Origin of the sequence: Amnibacterium endophyticum (assembly GCF_042680685.1) — a bacterium.
Taxonomy (GTDB): domain Bacteria; phylum Actinomycetota; class Actinomycetes; order Actinomycetales; family Microbacteriaceae; genus Amnibacterium; species Amnibacterium endophyticum.
The window spans coordinates 1-849 of the sequence record NZ_JBHUEA010000053.1 but is presented as its reverse complement, the minus strand read 5'-3'; the positions used below and the strand labels follow the sequence as shown (position 1 = coordinate 849).

General features: G+C 71.1%; 1 protein-coding gene. It reads left to right on the top strand.

Annotated features, from left to right (window positions below; genetic code table 11):
- A partial coding sequence (locus ACFSBI_RS16250) for an HNH endonuclease signature motif containing protein (RefSeq protein ID WP_377936787.1) occupies positions 1–849 on the top strand: 849 nt, incomplete at its 5' end.

Below are 849 nucleotides of genomic sequence, written 5' to 3'. Positions count from 1 at the left end.
CGCACCGCGTCCAACCGCCGCTGGGTCGGCGCCCGCCCCCGCCCTGACGGGCAGGCGACCCTGACGATCGAGTCCACCGCCACCGACGTCGCAGCGATGTACGACGCGATCAGGCAATCGGCCGTCGCCGCCCACGGGCTCGAGGGCGAATGCCGCACCCTGGGGCAGCTGATGGCCGACTGCGCGGCCGACATGATCCTGCAGTCCGCCGCCACCGGCGCCATCGCCCTCACCGGCGAGGCGGCGGGGCCTGCCTATCCGATGGAGCGGCTCGGCGACGCACGGGTGCCGGGGCGGAAGAAGATCGACGTCACCCTGCTGGTCACCGTTCCCGCGACCGTGGCGACCGGCGCCGCTGACGGGTTGGCGTCGGTCGCTGGCATGGGTGACGTCGACGCCGACGTCGCTCGGCGGATCGTGCAGCACACCACCAGTTGGACGCGGATCGGGGTCGATCCGATCGACGACACCGTCTTCGCGATCGACAGCCACGAGCGGTACATCCCAGCCGGGTTGAAGAAGCTGATCCACGCCAAGCACGAGACCTGCGTCGGCGACGGCTGCGGACTACCCGCCCACCGCTGCGACCTCGACCACGCGCACCGGTACGAGCACGACGGCCGCACCCGCCACGACAACCTGCAGGCCCTCTGCCGGTGGAGCCACCTCGTCAAGGACGAGGGCTTCGTCGACGTCCGCCTCGACCCCGACGGCACACCCCGCTGGGCCAGCAAGTGGGGCGCCGAATGGACCACCGAACCGACGTTGAGGACCAAGACCGGTCCCACGATCCGCTGGGCCGACGACGGCACCGCCATCGACGAGGAGGACGACAACACCCCGTTCTGA